Annotated in this window: 14 protein-coding genes; 3 read left to right on the top strand and 11 right to left on the bottom strand. The window is 42.8% G+C overall.

Annotated features, from left to right (window positions below):
* The first annotated feature begins 12 nt into the window (after window positions 1-12).
* Window positions 13-897 (top strand): alpha/beta hydrolase, encoded by an 885-nt coding sequence (locus AC1DUD_RS29415; protein WP_477381230.1) that lies wholly within the window; start codon window positions 13-15, stop codon window positions 895-897.
* Window positions 898-1,025: 128 nt separating this feature from the next.
* Here the strand turns inward: AC1DUD_RS29415 and AC1DUD_RS29410 are convergent, their stop codons facing one another.
* Both AC1DUD_RS29410 and AC1DUD_RS29405 read right to left on the bottom strand, forming a co-directional pair.
* Complete coding sequence (locus tag AC1DUD_RS29410; protein ID WP_477381228.1) at window positions 1,026-1,595, bottom strand: hypothetical protein; 570 nt, start codon at window positions 1,593-1,595, stop codon at window positions 1,026-1,028.
* Between the two features lie 70 nt (window positions 1,596-1,665).
* Window positions 1,666-2,202: a GNAT family N-acetyltransferase gene (locus AC1DUD_RS29405; protein WP_477381226.1), complete on the bottom strand. Its 537-nt coding sequence runs from the start codon at window positions 2,200-2,202 to the stop codon at window positions 1,666-1,668.
* 213 nt (window positions 2,203-2,415) lie between these two features.
* Here AC1DUD_RS29405 and AC1DUD_RS29400 point away from each other — a divergent pair, with 213 nt between their 5' ends.
* Together AC1DUD_RS29400 and AC1DUD_RS29395 are read left to right on the top strand one after the other, a co-directional pair.
* Complete coding sequence (locus AC1DUD_RS29400; RefSeq protein WP_477381224.1) at window positions 2,416-3,489, top strand: NADH:flavin oxidoreductase/NADH oxidase; 1,074 nt, start codon at window positions 2,416-2,418, stop codon at window positions 3,487-3,489.
* Between the two features lie 125 nt (window positions 3,490-3,614).
* Entirely contained in the window at window positions 3,615-4,034 is a 420-nt protein-coding gene (locus AC1DUD_RS29395; protein ID WP_477381222.1) for an OsmC family peroxiredoxin, read from the top strand.
* A gap of 141 nt (window positions 4,035-4,175) precedes the next feature.
* Here AC1DUD_RS29395 and AC1DUD_RS29390 read toward each other — a convergent pair whose 3' ends face one another.
* The 9 genes from AC1DUD_RS29390 to AC1DUD_RS29350 form a co-directional block, all read right to left on the bottom strand.
* The gene (locus tag AC1DUD_RS29390; RefSeq protein WP_477381220.1) at window positions 4,176-4,541 is read right to left on the bottom strand and encodes a hypothetical protein; all 366 of its coding nucleotides are present in this window, start codon (window positions 4,539-4,541) and stop codon (window positions 4,176-4,178) included.
* Window positions 4,542-4,729: 188 nt separating this feature from the next.
* A complete protein-coding gene (locus tag AC1DUD_RS29385) occupies window positions 4,730-5,965 on the bottom strand; it encodes a cytochrome c3 family protein (RefSeq protein ID WP_477381218.1) in 1,236 nt (411 codons plus the stop codon).
* 105 nt (window positions 5,966-6,070) lie between these two features.
* A complete protein-coding gene (locus tag AC1DUD_RS29380; protein ID WP_477381216.1) occupies window positions 6,071-7,567 on the bottom strand; it encodes a RagB/SusD family nutrient uptake outer membrane protein in 1,497 nt (498 codons plus the stop codon).
* A gap of 17 nt (window positions 7,568-7,584) precedes the next feature.
* Entirely contained in the window at window positions 7,585-11,004 is a 3,420-nt protein-coding gene (locus AC1DUD_RS29375; protein ID WP_477381214.1) for a TonB-dependent receptor, read from the bottom strand.
* A gap of 266 nt (window positions 11,005-11,270) precedes the next feature.
* Window positions 11,271-12,299 carry a FecR family protein gene (locus AC1DUD_RS29370; protein ID WP_477381212.1) on the bottom strand — a complete coding sequence of 343 codons (1,029 nt, stop codon included), beginning with the start codon at window positions 12,297-12,299 and terminating at the stop codon, window positions 11,271-11,273.
* A gap of 77 nt (window positions 12,300-12,376) precedes the next feature.
* On the bottom strand, window positions 12,377-12,967 hold the full coding sequence (locus AC1DUD_RS29365; protein ID WP_477381210.1) for an RNA polymerase sigma-70 factor: 591 nt from the start codon (window positions 12,965-12,967) through the stop codon (window positions 12,377-12,379).
* A gap of 703 nt (window positions 12,968-13,670) precedes the next feature.
* On the bottom strand, window positions 13,671-14,633 hold the full coding sequence (locus AC1DUD_RS29360; protein WP_477381208.1) for an MBOAT family protein: 963 nt from the start codon (window positions 14,631-14,633) through the stop codon (window positions 13,671-13,673).
* Window positions 14,634-14,636: 3 nt separating this feature from the next.
* On the bottom strand, window positions 14,637-15,056 hold the full coding sequence (locus tag AC1DUD_RS29355) for a hypothetical protein (protein ID WP_477381206.1): 420 nt from the start codon (window positions 15,054-15,056) through the stop codon (window positions 14,637-14,639).
* 265 nt (window positions 15,057-15,321) lie between these two features.
* The gene (locus AC1DUD_RS29350; RefSeq protein ID WP_477381204.1) at window positions 15,322-17,295 is read right to left on the bottom strand and encodes a glycoside hydrolase; all 1,974 of its coding nucleotides are present in this window, start codon (window positions 17,293-17,295) and stop codon (window positions 15,322-15,324) included.
* Window positions 17,296-17,320: the final 25 nt, after the last annotated feature.

The following is a 17,320-nucleotide window of genomic DNA, read 5'->3' as shown; positions in this document are numbered from 1 at the left end:
ATAAATTAGAATATGAGTATTATAAAAAGAATTTTGCTGGTTTGCTTATTGTTATTTTCTGCAAATACGTTTGCGCAAACTAACGGTAAGGTAATTGAAGAGCAATACGTAAAAAGCGATATTTTAAATCATAACGTAAAATACACGGTTTACCTGCCTGCCGATTATGAAACCTCAAACCGCAGCTACCCTGTAGTGTACCTGCTGCATGGTTACGGCGATGACCATACCGGCTGGCTACAATTTGGTGAAATTAATCGCTATGCTGATAAAGCCATTACCGATGGCACCATCCCCCCGATGATCATTGTTATGCCCGATGGGGGCACCAGCTTTTATATCAATGCCTACAATGGCAAATTAAACTATGAAGATTTCTTTTTTCAGGAGTTTATACCGGCTATAGAAAGGGAATACCGCATAAAAGGCACTAAACAATATCGCGGTGTAGCCGGCTTATCCATGGGCGGCTTTGGCACGTTGGTATACAGCCTTAAACACCCCAATATGTTTTCGGCAGCGGCAGCCTTGAGCGCCGCGGTACGCAGTGACGATGATTTTATGGCCGTGACTGATGAACGTTGGAAAGAAGTTTATAGCAAAGTATTTGGCCCCGATCTTAAAGGTAAGGAGCGCCTTAATAGTACCTGGCAAGCCAACTCCATACTGGGATTGGTTCAAAGCAAAACAACAGATTTAAATGATGTACGTTACTGGATAGATTGCGGTGACGATGATGCCCTGAGCAAAGGCAACAGCCTGCTGCATATTGCCCTTACAGAAAAGAAAGTGCCCCATGAATTCCGCATCCGCGATGGTGCCCACACCTGGACCTACTGGCGCACCGGCATTACCGATGCATTGGCATTTATTGGTGATAGTTTCAGGCAGAAGTAGGTACGTAACTAATGCTAAACAAACGTCATTGCGAGGCACGAAGCAATCGCGAACTGTACAGGGGGATTTGAATAGCCGCTCTGTTGGTAGGGGATTGCTTCGTACCTCGCAATGACGCTCGATAATTTTCAATCACTCAAAATATCCTCACACCTCCCTTTCAAAACTTTCAAACGTTTATCCAGCCCGCTTAAGCCGGTATCATCTCCAATATTTTTATAGAGCGTTTTGATCAGCGAAAGCGTACTGTCATCAGCATCACAGGCCTGGGCTTTCTCCAGCTGGGGCAAAGCTTTCTTTACAGCCTTAATATATTCAGTGTCTGTGGATGGATTATTCAAAGACTTATCACCATCCGGGAAGTTCTTGAGATACAAATATCCCAAAGCCCGGTGAGCTACATAATAATCAGGTTCGGCAGCAACAACGCGCTCGTATAGAGGTATTGCATTTACACTTTGATTATCATCTTCATAAAGCTTAGCCAGCGAATTAAAAAAATTGATCTTCACTTTGGCAACTAACTTGGCTGTATCCTGCATAATCTGCCGGGACAGGTCCATTGCCTTATCCTGTTCCCCCTGTAAGCGTGCCAAATTAAAATCGAGGTATTTATTGTAAGTATCTTCGGCAGTTTGGGCGTATGCCGATGTTACGGTTATCAATAAAATCATGGATACCAGTATTTTCCTGAACATGATTGCGGGCTTAGTTTTAGCTATAACGCCGAAAAGGACACTTTAATATTAACCTGAATCAGTCCCTGAGCTATAAAACCTTGAACATTTTAACCAAAGGCAATATCACACCATCGGGCATCGGCTGATCTATGTTTTCCATTGCTTTATACCCCATAGCCTCATAAAGCGGTACACCGGGCAATGTTGCCCCTAATTGCAGGCTTTTAAAACCGTTATCTTGTGCAGCGGTTTCACAAACCTTCATGATATAACTTCCTATACCCCGGCGGGCATAATCAGGATGGACAAAAAATGCCCTGATCCTTGCGGCTTCATGTTCCGGATCAAGCAATGGATCTTCCATTTCTTTGTGCTGATCGCCTCCATAAAGGGTGTTGCGTTTGCTCCAGCCTCCGCAGCCAACAGTAACACCATCTATTTCGGCCACGTAATAGGTACCATCCGTAACCAATTGTGTATCCACACCAAAAATATATTTGATGGCACTTTCAATTTGCTGCTGATCATAATAATTGGTACTCAAACCGCGAACAGAAAGTGCTATCAGTTCCTGCAATTCGGGGATATCATTAAAAATTGCTAAGCGTGTTGTTATAGTAGACATGGCGGTAAAAGTAATATTTTACCGCATCCCGCAAAATTCGGCACTTAAGAATGACTTTATTCTAAAAATTCAGTAATGCTGCAAATTCTGATTTCAGACGAGTTTTCCGCCGCCAAACTCACCGTAATATCATTTTATTATCGTACCTGTTATTTTACAAAAACAGTATTTGCGCACTGCTTGTTACTGAGCATATTTGTAAAAACAAAAAATATGTCTACACTATTTTCTCCCCTTAAAATAAAAAATATTGAACTAAAAAACCGTATTGTAGTATCACCTATGTGCGAATATTCGAGCGAGGACGGTTTCGCTAATGACTGGCACCTCGTACATCTTGGCAGCTTTGCTACAGGTGGTGCAGCAATGATCATTACCGAAGCCACAGCAGTATCTCCCGAAGGCCGTATTACTTTTGCCGATCTGGGTTTATACAAAGACGAACACATTGAAAAGCTAAAACAGATCACCGATTTTATAAAGGCACAGGGCGCTGTTCCGGGTACGCAGCTGGCACATGCAGGCCGCAAAGCAAGTCACCAGAAACCATGGACTGGAGGAGGTAAACAGATCCCTGCAGATCAGCCTAACAGCTGGCAAACTTTCTCGGCAAGTGCAGTTCCTTTTTCTGAAAATGAAGAGCCACCCGTAGCTTTGGATAAGGCAGGGATTGAAAAAGTAAAAGCGGATTTTAAGTCAGCGACCGTACGAGCTATCGCCGCTGGTTTTCAGGTGATAGAATTACATGGTGCACATGGCTACCTGATCAACCAGTTTCTGTCGCCTTTCAGCAACAAGCGTACGGATGAATATGGCGGCAGCTTTGAGAACCGCATTCGTTTATTGCTTGAGGTGATTGAAAGTGTTAAAGAAGTTTGGCCTGAAGAAAATTTGCTGTTTGTACGGATCTCAGCTACAGAATGGGTAGAAGGCGGCTGGACTGCTGACGATTCAGTGGCCTTAGCCAACATTTTAAAAAGTAAAGGCGTTGACCTTATTGATTGCTCAACCGGCGGCAACATACCAAATGTTAAAATTCCATTAACGCCAGGTTATCAAGTTGAATTTGCTGAGAAAGTTAAAAAAGAAAGCGGTATACTTACAGGTACGGTAGGCTTGATCACCAAAGCCGACCAGGCTAACGAAATTATAAAAAACGAACGCGCAGATCTGGTATTTTTCGCAAGAGAAATGCTCCGCGACCCACATTTTGCTTTACGCGCAGCACATGAGCTTGGCGAGGAAATAAAATGGCCTGTACAGTACGAGCGCGCTAAATGGCATTAATTGGCGCGGTCGATAGTCTATGGTCGATAGTCCATAGATGCTGCACTTAAATCAAAACAAATAAAACTATGGACCATTGACTATGGTCTATGGACTAAACAACTATAAAACAAAAACCGCAAACTATGAAACGTACAGCAAACGCCCATTGGAATGGTACATTACAGGCTGGTCAGGGAGAGATCACTACCCAGAGCACAGTATTAAACAAAACCCAGTATTCATTTAAAACCCGCTTTGCCGATGGCATTGGCACCAACCCGGAAGAGTTATTAGCCGCTGCTCACGCAGGCTGCTTTACTATGGCTGTTGGCGCTGCTTTAACCCAGGCAGGTTTTACTCCAAATGATTTAACCACCGATGCTATCCTTGACCTTGACATGCAGGCATTAGAGGTGACAGGCATCCTTTTACAATTAAAAGGGGCATTAATTGACGGTGTATCTGAAGAACAGTTTAAAGAAATTGCAGAAGGTGCTAAAGCTAATTGCATCATCTCAAAAGCCCTAAGCGTGCCAATTACCTTAGAAGTTACTTACGCTTAATTACACTTAACAACATTAAAACAAAAATGGATTGTGAAAAAACACAATCTATTTTTTGTTTATCCTAACAAAACAAAGCCGCCGGTTTCGCTCCCGGCGGCCTTTCAGCACATTATTAAATTAGGGGTTAAATAAGCTGTTTTATAACATGAATACAAGCAGCATGGTGATATGTACCAGAACGCTGAATGCAAAAAGGCCAAGCAGTGTACGGATACCTAAGCCGCCCATACCCGCTATGATGTTGGCAAAGAATAATACAAGGGTTACTGCCAATATGGCTATAGGGGCATTATAATAGTAAAGCAGAAAAGCAGGCACCGGTAAAAAAAGTACACCCTGTGATATCAATGAAAACATGAACCAAACAGTTCTGTTAGGAGCCTGGGTATCGGCAAAGGCTATTAATTTATTCCAGATATTGTTACCTGTTTTAGTATTGGCAGTATTAACAGTATTGGTATTTGCAGCGGTCCATTCAGGAGCATTTATTTTTAAAGTTGCCATGATTGTTATCTTTTAATGATACAAAGATGGCTAGTACGGCTTACCTGTACCATGACTATGGCACGTAAAAAAAGTGATTGTGGTCACATTTATTTGAGCCTAAAGCCAAAAGCTCAAAGCCCATACGCGGTTATCATGAAAAAAGGCGCTCTATTTAGCTTTACGCGTTAAGCCTTGAGCTTTTAGCTTTATCGGCTTTTAGCTCTTAAAAAAGCCAGGATCTTTTTAGTTTCATTTGGATAAATGGCAATGCGATGTGTACGCACCAAATATGGCGAGGACTTTTTACCCAAAGTATCATTTACGGCAATCGTATTTGAAGGCTTAAGCGGCATGTGGCAGTCGATACAATTATTTTGCATTAACGCGCTTAGTTTTGGCGCTACTTTGCAAAGGTTGTGATTAGCTTCGGTATGGCAACTCATACATTTTTTGGAGTACAGGGTAAGGTTGCCGCCATTATTTACATGGGTGTTATGACAGGTGCTGCAATCCATATTGCTCATCATAAAACATTTGCTGGCAGTAAGGAGGCCGTTCTGGTTGCCATGGACGTCAAGCGAAGCCGCATTGGTTTGTATGTTTAAATAATCCGGCTCCTTGAAGCGTGCCAGGGTATCCCCCATTTTAAATTTAAACGTTGATACCTGGAAAGCCTGCTTGCTGCTTGAATGACAAACCCCACAGGCATCCATTTTTTGGGCACGGCTAAGCGATGCAAAACGGGTGATGTATTTCGGCTGTTTTTCTTCGGGATACGCCTCGTGATAGTTTACGTGGTTTGCAGCAGGGCCATGGCAGCGTTCGCAATCAATCCCGTAAATAATGGATGCAGGCTCAAACTCAACCTTGCGGTTTTGCATGTCTACATTTTGCTGCGAAGCCTTTTTAATGAATGATGCATGGCACTCAAAACATCTTTGCAAAATTGGCCTGTTAAAATCCGGTTTCCCGCCATCATAACCCGGACTGTTTGCCCAGCCATGTACGGCGCTAAAATAAGATACAGGTAATTCAAACAGTTGCTTATCCTGCCAGTACATATAAGTTTGAGCTTTGCTTACACCAAAAGTAATATCCATTTTATGGGCAAGATTTTCTTTGCCATTGGTATAACTTACCTGGTAAAGTTCGCCGTTGCGCTTTTCCATTTTAACCGCCGCGCCATCGGCATATTGCAGGGTGTTATTATGAGGGTCGAAGCTTCCATGTACAATTTCGGGAGTGGTTGGTCGCGATGAAAGATAATGTGCCGTGTGCAGGTAGCTGTCATATACATCCTTATGGCATTTTTCGCAACTGGCCGATCCGGCAAAGATCTCTGCCCTTGGGTCCTGCGGCTTATCACTCAGGCACTGTACCAGTAAAAAGCTCAAAGGTATCAATAGCAATAAAGCCAAAAAAAATGTGCGCTGCTTAAGCATAATATTACCTGCTAAATTTGAGGAGCCAATGTAATGCCCCTCCATATAAAGATAAAAAGGCTGCCATGTAACATGACAGCCTTTTTATTAACTATCTGGGTTAAATTAATAACCTGGATTTTGTTTAAGCTTTGTGCCGTTAAGCGTTTCATTTAACGGGATAGGCAAAATCTCATTAACACCAGCTTTAAAGCCTTTAGATGCCAATACAGATGGAGCCTGGCCCCAGCGTACAAGATCGAACCAGCGGTGGCCTTCAGTAGCCAGCTCAAGCCTTCTTTCATCATAGATGTTTTGAAGTGTAGCAGGTTTTGAAGCCAAACCAACACGGGCACGTACTGCATTAAGTAAAGTTTGCGCACGGCCCTGATCACCGCCGCCGTTCAATTCAGCTTCGGCTTCCATCAGGTAGGTATCTGCCAAACGAATCTCGATGTAATCATTAGGCCAGTTCAGATCGGTAGTACCTGTAGTTACTTTATTAGCTAATACAGGCGCATATTTCTGAATAAAGTAACCTGTATTTTGGTAGCTTGGCGAATAAGAAGTTTTTGTAGCTTTTGTTAGGCTATCGATATTCACAACGGTATAGCCATAACGTGGATCGCCTTTTAAAGCCGTAGCCAGTTCTGTTGTAACCGGGTTAAAACCATAACCACCACTATAATATACCGGACCGGTATAGCTACGCGGGCCAATCATTTGTGTGTAGATATTTGATTTAAACTGATCCCAGTTATTCCAGGTATAACTTTGTGTACCAGAGTGTACTAATTCAAATATCGACTCGCTGTTAAACTTGTTTGTTGGGCTGAAAATAGCACCATAATTGCTTAACAGTTTATACCCGTAGTTAGTGTTCACATCCTGTAACGTAGTTGCAGCATCGGCCCATTTCTTTTCGTACAGGTAAACTTTACCTAACAAAGCTTTAGCTGCACCTTGTGTTACACGACCGCCTTCGGTTGCCGGAACAGTAGTTGGCAAGCCTGTTATTGCAGCTTTAAGGTCGGTTTCAATCTGTGCATAAACAGCTTCGGGCGTTGCCTGCGGCTGACTGTAAACGTTGGTTAAATTTAATGAATTAAGGATCAACGGCACATTTTTAAATAACCTAACCAGATCAAAGTAATAGTGTGCACGTAAAAACTGACCTTCGGCGGTATAACGTTTTAAGAGGTCTGCACTCATGCCTGGTACTTTAGGCAAGTTTTCCAGTAACACGTCGGCACGGTTAACACCTTGAAAATTAATTGCCCAAAACTGGTTTTGCGGACCTAATGCCGGCGTAAGCGTATAGTTGTTGATGGCCTGCCACTGTGGTACGTCAGACGAGCTGCCGCCGCCTGCATAACAATCATCAGATGCTGAGTTAAGGGCACCAAGCGGATCAGAGTAAGTGTTATCGATACCACCGGTTTCGGTAACCAGGGGATCATACGCTGCTACAACAGCGGTAAGCGCCTCATCAGGAGTAGCGTAATAGTTTGACTCTAAGAATTGCCCTTTAGGGTTAAGCTCCAGGAATGATTTTTTACAAGATACTATCGTACCTATCCCCAATAAAACAATCCCTGTATATAGATAATATTTCGATTTCATGATAATTGTAATTTCTGTTATAAAGTAATATCCAAACCTGCCATAAATGTGCGTGCCTGAGGGTAAATACCCATATCAATACCACCGCTTATTTCAGGATCATATCCTTTGTAACCTGTAATAGTTACCAGGTTGTTGCTGCTCAGGAATACCCTAACCCTTTTAACATCGGCCGCTTTTAACCATGCTGCCGGTAAGCTGTAACCCAACTGCAAAGTTTTAATGCGGAAGTATGCACCGCTTTGCAGGTAAAAGTTTGATGGATTTTTGAAGTTGTTGTTCGGGTCGGCATCACTTAAACGCGGATAGTTACTGCCTGCATTAGCAGTTGTCCAGGCGTTAAGCGCATCAATTGGATAGTTGGCAGCCGGGATATCTAACCTGCGGTAAGCCTGGTAAATTTTGTTGCCCCAAACACCCTGTCCAAACAATTTGAGGTCAAAGTTTTTGTAGTTGGCGCTAAAGTTAACACCGTAAGTAAAAGTAGGCAGTGGGTTACCTAAAAACTGGCGGTCGGCCTGGGTTATTTTACCATCGCCATCAGTGTCCTGCCATTTGAAATCGCCAGGCTTAGCATTTGGCTGGATCAACTGGCCATTTTTTGAATAAGCATCAATTTCGGCCTGCGAGTGGAATACACCTAATTCTTTGAAACCATAAAATTCGCCCAAAGGTTGTCCCGGAGTGATACGGCCAATTTCATAAGTAGTACTTTGTACGGTACCGAGTACAAAATGATCAATCTGGTTACCTAAGCTCAATACAGTATTTTTGTTATAAGAGATATTACCACCTACATTATAACTAAAATCACCTATTTTGTTATTGTAACCAAGGCTTAACTCAATACCTTTATTCTCCATGTTACCTACGTTATCAAAAGGCTGGTCAGAGAAACCCGCGTATGCAGGCAGGGATACCTGCTGTAACATACCTTTAGTAAGCTTGCGGTACACATCAACAGTTACACTCAGGTTGTTTAACAGGGTTGCATCAAAACCAATATCGGTAGTGTGGGTTTCTTCCCATTTAAGGTTAGGGTTAGCTGGTGCGTTAGGGCTATAACCAACAATCAATTGATCGCCAAATATCGCGTTACGACCGCTGCCGATTGTTGCTGCATACCTGAACGGCTGAAGCGCCATTTCGTTACCTACCGAACCATATGAAGCACGCAGTTTAAAGAAATCAACAAATGAGTTTTTAGGGAACCAGTCTTCACGGCTCATTACGTAACCAACCTGACCGGCCGGGAAAACACCATAAACATTGTTGCTACCAAACTTTGATGAACCATCACGACGGATAATACCAGAGAAAAGGTATTTCTGATCGTAATCATAAGTTACCCTGCCAAAGTATGAAGCTAAGGTATGCGGCTGTACGGCATCTAAAGCAAGTGCGCTTGCTGCTATTCTGTTAGCTGCGGGTAACGCAAAGTTAATAGAAGCATCATCAAGTGAATTTACAGGCTCGCCCAAAAATGTTCCCTGTAAACCAGATGCAGTAGTTTTCTGTGCACTGGTACCTACTAAAGCGGTAAGGTTGTTTTTACCAAATGAACGCGTGTATGTAGCGGTGTTATCCCAGTTCCAGCTAAGGTTCCTGTTATAAGCGGTTACCTGCGATGTAGTGGTATTTGAGCTACTTGAATTAAGGTAGTACAATGGTGTAAAAGCATCTGAACCGTAATAAGCCTGTTTAGCGCTGATCTGTGAACGAATCTTTAAACCGGGGATAGGTTCAACCTCAACGAAAGCGCTACCTAAAAGGTTGGTAGCATCATTGTAGTTACCCGTAATTGTTTGCGCATAAGCAAGCGGGTTAGTTATTTCCTGGCCCACATAGCCCGAAATACCATAAGGTAAACCCTGGGCGTTGCGAATGATATTGGCATTGTTGTAATCACTCTGGTTTGGCTGACCGCTAACATTGTTTACAGTAACCGGAGTAATAGGGTCAAGGTTTAAAGCAGAACTTAACGGGCCGCCGAATACGCTGTTGGTATTACCGAAAGCTTTGTTTTTGCTATACGTATAAGTAAAGTTTTCGCCTACAGTAAGCCATTTTTTAACCTTGTATGAAGTATTAACTGTAAAGTTAAATTTCTTATAACCCGAAATTGAAGGCATAACCACACCCTGTTGATCAAGGTAGCCAAATGAAGTATAGTAGTTAGCTTTATCAGAAGCACCACTGATGCTCAGGTTATGGTTTTGGATAATAGCGTTACCTTCAAAAATCTCATTTTGCCAGTTAGTACCTGTACCATATGATGCCGGATTGGAAAAAGGGGCAGCTTTACCGTCATTGGTTAATGACTCGTTCCTCAACGTAGCATATTGAGATGCATCAGTCAGTTTAGGCTTGCTCACCGGCGACTGGATACCAACATAACCATTGTAAGTAATTTGGGCATCACCTTTTTTACCTTTTTTAGTAGTAACGATAATTACACCGTTTGATGAACGTGAACCGTAAATAGCTGCAGATGCATCCTTCAACACATCTATTGATTCAACATCATTAGGGTTAACGTTATCCAAACCACCGTTATCAACCACAATACCGTCAATTACATACAACGGATCGCTGTTTTGCCTCGAGGTAATACCCCTCACCCTGATCTGTGGTGTAGAGCCAGGTAAGCCAGAGCTTTGTACAACACTAACACCGGTAACGCGGCCTTTCAGGGCATCATCAATGCGGGTAACCTGCTGATCCTGCAGATCGTTTGCTTTAACGCTGCTGATAGCACCGGTAACCGTGGTGCGTTTCTGCGTACCGTAACCTACAACCACAACTTCGTTAATTGCCTTTATATCTTCAGCTAATACAACATTGATAACTGTTTGGCTGCCAACAACAATTTCTTGTTTAGCATAACCAATAAACTGCACTACTATAACCGAAGCCGGACCGGCAACCGATAATTTGTAGCCGCCATCAACACCAGTAGTAATACCGTTAGTAGTACCTTTTTCGGTAACCGTAGCTCCCGGAACCGCCTGGCCTGTATTATCCGTTACCTTACCGGTAATAGTAACATTAGCTGCCGGCTGCTCTTCAATTACAACACCCGCTTCAGCAGTATTATTAACAGATGGTGCGGCAGGTGCCTTTTTTTCAAGTACTACCCTATCGTTCATTACATCGTAATTGATGCCATTATCTTTAAACACCTGGTCAAGTACGATTTTTAATGTTTGATTATTAACGTTTAATGAAAAGTGTTTATCGGCATCCAGTGAGCTGGCGCTGTAAATAAACTTTACATTGTTATTTTTTTGAAGGTACTGTAAAGCCTCAAGCATAGTTATATTGCTGAGTGTAACATTTACCTTTTTGTTAAGTATACCCTGTGCTTTAATTGGGCTTGAATAAGCTATGCTGCTTACCATTATTGCTATCAGGATCTGGCTAAAAGTGATCTTCATGATTTTACCCCATGGTATGGGCCTTCGTAAACGAAAATTCATATATTTGTTATGTTTCTTTGTTAAAAATGAGACAATTAATAGCCCGCACACCTCCCAGAGGTGTTCTTAGCGGAACGGGCTTTTTGATCCTTAAAACTTAGGGGTGCTCGCAACACTTCTAAGTTTTTTTTATGCAGATCATTTTCGGAGGTTGCTTTGCTTTCTTCTTTTAGGTTTGTAGTTTTTTGTACATCTTATAATTTTTGAGTGTTTAATATGGTTGGTTATTTTAGTTCTATATGGTTATTGACAATAGCGTAATCAATGTTAAGCGATTTCTTCAGCGCGTCAAGCACATCAGGTAAGTTAAACCCTTCAAAATCGGCATTCAGGATATAGTGGTTCAGCTTCTCGCTGGTTACTTTGATATTTACATTAAAGCTGGAGTCGAGCACCGGGATGATATCCTTTAGCGGTTTATTATCAAAAACAAGGTGTGTGCGCTGATATTTTTTCACAGTTGATTTTACTTCAACCGCCTGCGATGTAAGTGTATGCTTATCATTCAGATAAACCGCCTTTTGATGCGGATAGATCATCACCTCATCTTTGGTAAGCTTTGTTGTAATGGCGTTGTTACCGTTAACCTTGGCACTTACCGAAACTTTACCGGTTAATACAGAAACATCGGCCATGTTGCTTTGCTCATTATCGCGTACCAGGAAACTGGTGCCCCAAACCTTGGTAACGATGGAACGGCTGCTGATAATAAAAGGACGCTGAGGATTTTTGGTCACTTCAAAAAAGCATTCGCCCGATATGCTCACCTGCCTCGAATCGGCAGCAAATGCATTAGGGTAGCTGATCTTTGCTGATGGGTTAAGCCAAACAGCGCTGCTATCGGGCAGGGTAACTTTATAAATATGACCGGTATTATTGGTAACGTTAAACAAGCGCACATTGCTTGTTGCTGATACTACAAGGTGCTGATCTTTTGATTTTTGGGTATAAAAAATTGCAACTGTCGATAATGCAAAAACTGCAACAGCTGCTGCTACAGCATACCATTTACGAAACAGCACAACTCTCGGCTGCTCCAGAGGTGTTTGCAGCTGTATAAGATCAAGATTACTGATAATATTGAAATAGATCCTCTCTTCCAGTTGCTTCTCCTCCGCGGGCGACAGATCGGAAACATGATCGTTTTCATGCTCAAAGCTCAAATACCATTGCTTTACCAAAGCGATCTCGGCTTCGGTGCAATTGCCTTTAATGTATTTTTCAAGCAAATCAATACGTATAGGTTCTTTCATGAAAAGAAAATAATTCCGGTTTATAAATGAGATGACGTATGAGAGATAGTGTACCCCCTACACACATATGAACTTTTTTAAAAAAATTTATGCAGGTACATCGCCACCGTGATCAGCAGGTGATGGCTCAGGCTTAAACGCAGCCGTTTAATTGCTTTAGTAATCTGGTTTTCAACCGTTTTTTCGGAGATACCCAGCATCTGGGCTATCTCCTTGTTGGATTTGTATTCCTTACGGCTCAGTTCAAAAACCGACCGGCATTTATCAGGAAGGTGACTTATTTCGGTTTCAAGCGTGTGGGTGAGATCACGCAGCATGATTGTGTCTTCAGTACCGGTATCGGTCTCGGTAGTTAACAACTTAAGTGCTTCGGTGTGTTTTGCGCGGATGGTTTGCTTGCGGTATTGGTCAACCACCTGGTTTAAAACGGCCAGGTGCAGGTAACCGCCAATGGTAGTATTAATTTGCAGCGTGTGACGTTTATGCCAAAGATTTGAAAATATCTCCTGAACAACTTCCTCACACAGCTCCTTGTTTTTTAATCGCCTGTAAGCATCGCTGTATAGCTTTTTCCAATACCGCTGGTAGATCTCCCTGAACGCACTAAGCTTATCCTGCTGTAGCAACCCCATCAAATCATCCTCAGTCAGCTTGGTAAAATCGGTCATTTGTTAAATAACGTGGCAATTAATGTTAAATGATTGGCAAAACTGAAAATAATTAAGGCAACTAACAAGCCGCCAATTGTAATACTTTTAACATAAACCTTTATTATGTTGCTTTGACACAATGAGATAATCAAGCAGTAATGTTGATTTTACAGTATAAAGAGCGGGATTTTATCCTGGGTTCTTTCAATTTTATGCAGATTTATATTGACTGTAAATTGACACAAAATAAGTTTTTTTGCTGCTGAATGGGTTAAAATACCGTTATTGGCGAAACAGAAATGGTATAGTTTATTGTAATATATCTTGTGGAGGAGGTTTCAATCTCGATATGATTTATCTAAAACTAACAAGCTGTTTAAAAAACGATTAAAAATAGCGTCATTGCGAGGACGAACGACAAAGCAATCCTCTGCTTACAGAGCCGCCCTGTATAGTTTGGGATTGCTTCGTACCCCTACAGCAATGACGCTTTTTTGTTATAATATTTTTATGACTCTATTTTTAAACAAACTCTAAGACGATGGCGTTACCTGCGGCCCGGGATATTCGCTCATACGCCTGCAGGCATTACGCTCTTGGCCGGTATCCGCTACTATCACTAACGCTGTCTGAATCAAAATTAACAGGGTTTAGGAATTACAGAATTGAAAGCCAATTCAATAACTTCTCTAATTCGTTTAATCCTGGGTTCAGAAATAAATTAAAAGCCAGTCAACGGCCATACCACCAATTTAATAAACTGCGCATGAAACAATAAAGGCATCGGCACTACCAGCCAAAAGAAAACCCATAGCCTTGCCATTACCGGATGCTTCAAAAACGCTGTATTGCGGCTGATCAGTTTCTTTTCAACCAGTAACACAACACCTTGGATAACAAAGTATAGCATCGGCAAACCGTAGCCGCTGTTTACCGGAACACTCAATGCCAGCTCGTGTAGTAAACCCGAAAACAAAAACGCTGCAGCCAAGGCCCCAGCCTTCCCAATTTCACCCCTAAGCGGGCGAAAAATACCTACGGTGGTCATTTCAATAAAAGCAAGGTTCCAGCGTTTGCCCCAAAATTCAGTGAGGCTCATGGCCTTTGCCGGCTGCCTGAACAGGTAATAAGTATTAACCCCCATTAAGCGCCACTGCCCTGCCCCTATGCTCAGTAATCCGAAATGCAATATCAGGCTCAAAGCCACCAGCAGTACGGGGCTTACCAAAAAATAAGTTAAACCTTTATCAAAATATAAAGCCACAATACCGTGTGCCAGTATAATAAGCAGTAAACCAGCCATAATCCTGCTGATGCCAAACCTGATCATGGGCCAGGCATTTGGCAAAGCCTGTTGCCCGAGTGTTTCAAAGGGTTGTGCCCGCATGCCTGCCCAGCCCCCGGCAAAGGCCAGCCAGGGTATAAATTTAAGTTTTACTTTTTTACCGCTGTAATCAACTGTGACAGTGATCACCTTAATACCTGTAAAAGTTGTAGCAATAATGCCAAGCATTTTAAGTACCGGGTGCTCGTGGTTAAAAATGCAATACACTACAGGGATAACCAGCAGCATTAATAACCAGGCCGGCCAAACCAGTTCACGTTTTACAAAAACATATCCCAATAGCACCAATGCAAGGTTTATAACCGCGAAGTAAACAATGTGGATCAATGTGTTTTGCATGGCTCAGCTTTTAATATAATTAATATATGCAGCCCAGCTGTATACTATACTCAGAAAAATAAAAAGGATAACCAGCACCACCTCGCCCAATTTATGTCGCAAACCCTTAGGAAAAGCTGCCCTATCGAAATAAAAAAACTGAATTAATACCCTTGAGATCCAGTACAAGGCAATAAAAGCATCAAGCAGCGTGGCCAGCCTTGAACCGTCACTTAATTCTCTGTAACAGAATACTGAAACCACACCGAAACATAGGTTAATGACCAGTATATATGCCGCATACGTCCAAAACATTTGTCTGATGAGGGTTTGGACTTTTGCTAATTCGCCCTGCCAGTTAAGGATGCGCGGGATAGCGAGACTGCCTATCACCAACGCAATCTGGGCAAGGCCTGCAAGACGAATGAATACTTGAATGTTCATGATGAACAAATGTACTTATTTTATTGAATTTTCAAAAAATATTGAAATATAAATAAAGTAAATAAAAAGATCACCCTGAGCCTGTCGAAGGGTCGCGCGCAGAGGCCTGCCCACCATGCTTCGACAAGCTCAGCATGACCCCATTTTTAATTATCTTATAGGTAACTTGTTTCAGGAGCCCACAAGAAACGACCTGCTTCACAATTACTCGGTATACCAGATGCCAAGATAAATTCGGCACGACGGGGATTTCAGAAACCGGATCCTATTTTCCCACTACCAAAGTCACATAACTTGTAGCCTCCACCTTAAACTTAGCTATGCCATTACTTATCGCAACCGGGGTTTTCTCCATTTGATGCCCTTTATCCGTTAAATACAATACACCTTTCTTTACCGTTTGAGGCAAACCGCTAAGGGTAACCTGCCTTGTTGCACCATTATTTACCATATGCACAACATAGGTATGTTTACCGTTGTTGCCTTGGGCTGCTACCGAAAGGTATTTACCGTTGGTACTGATAGGCATGGCGTAAACATCCGCAGGTGTTGAAGCTAATTGTTTCAGGTTCCAAAAGCGTTGGGTTGGTGCTAAAGGTGCATTATTGCCGAAAATACCGCCGCCAACAAGCGGCGAATAATCAGCAGTGAGTTGCCATTGCAGTATGGTGAGTGGCTGACAGATAGCCAGCAGGCGGGTGTAAAGGTTAATTTCTTCAAGGGCGTAGGTTTGCTCTTCAAAAATGGCGGGGTAGTTCCAGGCGGCGGCGTCAATACTCCCCTCACCTACTATTAACGGCAGGTTCATTTTTTTGGCAGCATCAGCCCATTTCTGCAATATCGGCGTTTCCCATCCCCGCCACGAATGGAAAGAAATAGCGCCGATATACTGCCGTGCAGCCGGGTCGGCCATGGCCGGGTAAATAAATTCGTAAGTAGTGGCATCAGAGTTATCACCCAGCAACAATTTGGTCTTTAATCCTCTTGATACAAAATAAGCGCCGAGGCCCTTGATCAGATCGGCATGTTGCAGACCGGTTTGACGGATGTTGATACCCAGATCTGATTCATTAAACGAAAAAAGTTTTACATCAACACCATAGGCATCGTGCAGGTAAACGATATAATCGGCAATGGATTTATAAGCCGCATCGATATTACTGTAATTTAACGAGTTACCCCAGGGCTCACCGGGCTGGTGCCTGAACCGGGCTTTACCCTCAATGGCCCAGTCCGGCGCCGACCACGCCGTCAGGATCACCGGGATATTCATTTTACTTAAACGCTGCGCCATTTCCATGGCTTTTTGAACTGCCGGGTGCAGCTTGTTGTGTTTCGAGTTTTCAGTTGGATCACTATCTTTTTCCGGCTGCCAGAAGCGCCATGGCATTTCTACCCGGCCCCAGGCTACACGTAAGTTATTAAGACTGTAGTCAATCACCTGCGGGTCGGTTTTGGGGTTCTGGATCCTGAAATTACCACCGAAACCGGCAAAAAGCCTGCCGCTTTGCAGCGTGTTGAGCTTTAAAGTAACCGGCGCGTTATCAATTTTGCCTGATGCAGTCAGATTATATGTTTTAACAATACCCTGCCCTTTTTTAATATCGCCCGATACAATGGGCAGGTACAGCAGGTAATCCCCCTTATGTAATTTGCCGGTATCTGCCCGCAACGATACTTCCGTAGCTTCATCTAAGGTGAGTTTAAGCCAGCGGTTTAACGATTTTATTTCGACAGCCTGTGTATTGCCGTTAAGGTATTCGTTTTCGGAGTTGGCTTTCAAGGTACTCAGGCTAACCCAACCGGTATTTACCTTTATCGAAGCGCCGGTATAATCCCCTTTGGGAATCCGCACTACAAAATAAACACCCGCAAGCGTAGTATCGGCATGGGGCATAAAATTAATGGTCACAATGGCACTGCCACGTTCACCATCGGCTACCTGCTCATTAAAATAAAGGCTATCTATCCGGGTTGTAACCAATTGTGTTTTACCCTCCCGATGGTATTTGGGGCTTTGTTCTTCTTTGGCTGTAGCGTGCAGCTTTGTCCAATCTTTGCCGACAACCCTCAAACTGGTTTCAAACTCAAATAACTGCCCTTGTACCCTGATACCGGTGATATTACCCCAGGGCTCAACCTCTGTTTGGGCGGATGCCTCACGGGCAAACATCCCCAGAAAAAGCAAAACCAATAACAGGGTTTTATAACTAATAATCGATTTATTTATCTGTACCATTATTGAAGTGTTGTAGCTTTTAATT

The organism is Mucilaginibacter sp. P4_A11, assembly GCF_056402535.1.
The sequence above is the reverse complement of the archived record's forward strand: the minus strand, read 5'-3'. Positions and strand labels throughout refer to the sequence as shown.

Excerpts from the sequence above, each read along its gene's own strand:
- AC1DUD_RS29415 (WP_477381230.1), top strand. The coding sequence starts at position 13 with ATGAGTATTATAAAAAGAATTTTGCTGGTTTGCTTATTGTTATTTTCT.
- AC1DUD_RS29410 (WP_477381228.1), bottom strand. The coding sequence starts at position 1,595 with ATGTTCAGGAAAATACTGGTATCCATGATTTTATTGATAACCGTAACA.
- AC1DUD_RS29405 (WP_477381226.1), bottom strand. The coding sequence starts at position 2,202 with ATGTCTACTATAACAACACGCTTAGCAATTTTTAATGATATCCCCGAA.
- AC1DUD_RS29400 (WP_477381224.1), top strand. The coding sequence starts at position 2,416 with ATGTCTACACTATTTTCTCCCCTTAAAATAAAAAATATTGAACTAAAA.
- AC1DUD_RS29395 (WP_477381222.1), top strand. The coding sequence starts at position 3,615 with ATGAAACGTACAGCAAACGCCCATTGGAATGGTACATTACAGGCTGGT.
- AC1DUD_RS29390 (WP_477381220.1), bottom strand. The coding sequence starts at position 4,541 with ATGGCAACTTTAAAAATAAATGCTCCTGAATGGACCGCTGCAAATACC.
- AC1DUD_RS29385 (WP_477381218.1), bottom strand. The coding sequence starts at position 5,965 with ATGCTTAAGCAGCGCACATTTTTTTTGGCTTTATTGCTATTGATACCT.
- AC1DUD_RS29380 (WP_477381216.1), bottom strand. The coding sequence starts at position 7,567 with ATGAAATCGAAATATTATCTATATACAGGGATTGTTTTATTGGGGATA.
- AC1DUD_RS29375 (WP_477381214.1), bottom strand. The coding sequence starts at position 11,004 with ATGAAGATCACTTTTAGCCAGATCCTGATAGCAATAATGGTAAGCAGC.
- AC1DUD_RS29370 (WP_477381212.1), bottom strand. The coding sequence starts at position 12,299 with ATGAAAGAACCTATACGTATTGATTTGCTTGAAAAATACATTAAAGGC.
- AC1DUD_RS29365 (WP_477381210.1), bottom strand. The coding sequence starts at position 12,967 with ATGACCGATTTTACCAAGCTGACTGAGGATGATTTGATGGGGTTGCTA.
- AC1DUD_RS29360 (WP_477381208.1), bottom strand. The coding sequence starts at position 14,633 with ATGCAAAACACATTGATCCACATTGTTTACTTCGCGGTTATAAACCTT.
- AC1DUD_RS29355 (WP_477381206.1), bottom strand. The coding sequence starts at position 15,056 with ATGAACATTCAAGTATTCATTCGTCTTGCAGGCCTTGCCCAGATTGCG.
- AC1DUD_RS29350 (WP_477381204.1), bottom strand. The coding sequence starts at position 17,295 with ATGGTACAGATAAATAAATCGATTATTAGTTATAAAACCCTGTTATTG.